Source organism: Streptococcus sp. UBA632, assembly GCF_002300045.1.
In the GTDB taxonomy this organism is placed as follows: Bacteria; Bacillota; Bacilli; order Lactobacillales; family Streptococcaceae; genus Streptococcus; species Streptococcus alactolyticus.
In genome coordinates, this window is the sequence record NZ_DBPA01000024.1 from 421 (window position 1) to 1,914 (window position 1,494).

At 44.6% G+C, this 1,494-nt stretch carries 1 pseudogene; it reads left to right on the plus strand.

Annotation, left to right across the window (positions count from 1 at the left end):
- Window positions 1–73: 73 nt before the first annotated feature.
- Window positions 74–1,494 (plus strand): annotated as a pseudogene (locus tag B3473_RS03030) (acyl-CoA dehydratase activase-related protein); the annotation flags it as partial.

Sequence of the window (1,494 nt, forward strand, 5' to 3'; positions counted from 1 at the left end):
ACCCGCTTTTAGTACGGTACAGTAAAGGAGAGAACACATGACGGAAACATTACTGGAACACCAACCCCAAACCTCACGTTTGATGGGGCTAGAGGAACTGGATAACTTTACCACCCAAAAAGAATTCACCCGTTGCGGCTTGTGTGAAAACAACTGTGCTTTGACCGTGACCATTTTCAATGACGGTTCCAAATTTGTCACAGGTAACCGTTGCGAACGCGGAGCAGAAAAAGTCACCAAAATCACATTTGACCGCAGCAACCAAAAAGAAAACCTCGTTGATTACAAATATAAAAAACTTTTTAAATTTAAAGCTCTCTCAAAACGTGACGCTGTCCATGGCATTATCGGCATTCCTCGTGTGCTCAATATGTATGAAAACTATCCCCTTTGGCACACCATTTTAACCGACCTTGGTTTTCGTGTGCAATTGTCCCCAAAATCAGACAAAACCTTGTTTGAAAAAGGGATTGAAACCATTCCAAGTGATACGGTTTGTTACCCTGCCAAGATGGTACACGGCCACATTCAAAGCTTGATTGACCGCAAAGTGGATGCGATTTTCTACCCAAGTGTCATTTACGAGCAAATTGAAAATAGCAAGGCACCGAACCACTACAACTGTCCTATTGTTCAAAGCTATCCTGAAGTTATCGAGAAAAACATGGACCCTATTCGCAATGGGGAAGTGGCTTATTTCCATCCCTTTGTCAATTTAGCAGACCACGAATCCGTTGTGCTATCCCTTAGCAAGGCTTTTCGTGTTTACGATGACATCACGCTTGAGGACATTCGAAGAGCCGTCGAACATGGCTACCAAGCCTTAGCCGATTTCAAACAAGATTTGCAAGATAAAGCTGACGAACTGCTTTCCACTCTTGCTACCAAGGGCGAAAAAGCCATTGTCTTGTCTGGTCGCCCTTACCACCTTGACGCTGAAATCAATCACGGTATTGCCAATATTATCACGCAAGAAGGTTTTCATGTCTTGACAGAGGACATGGTGGCTGGTTTAGAAGAAGTGTCAGGACTGCGCGTGGTTAACCAATGGGTTTACCATTCTCGCCTCTATGCTGCTGCTAAAGTCGTTTCAAAAAATCCAAATCTAGAACTGGTGCAGCTCAACAGTTTTGGTTGCGGGCTGGATGCCGTGACTACTGACCAAGTGGAAGAAATCATGCGTGGACACAACAAGCTCTACACCGTCCTAAAAATCGACGAAGGAAGTAACCTCGGGGCTATCCGTATTCGCTTGCGTTCGCTTAAAGCTGCCGTTGAAGAACGAGATAAAAAAGCCCAAAAAGCTCAATTAAAACACATCTTCAACCAAGCACCGCAATTTGACAGCCAAGCCGAAGAAACCGAACCCCAAGAACCTGTCTTTACCAAGGACATGAAAAAGACGCACACGCTTTTGATGCCTATGCTATCACCTATTCACCAAAATGGGCTCATCGAAGAAGCCTTTAAACAAGCTGGCTACAAGGTCGCGGT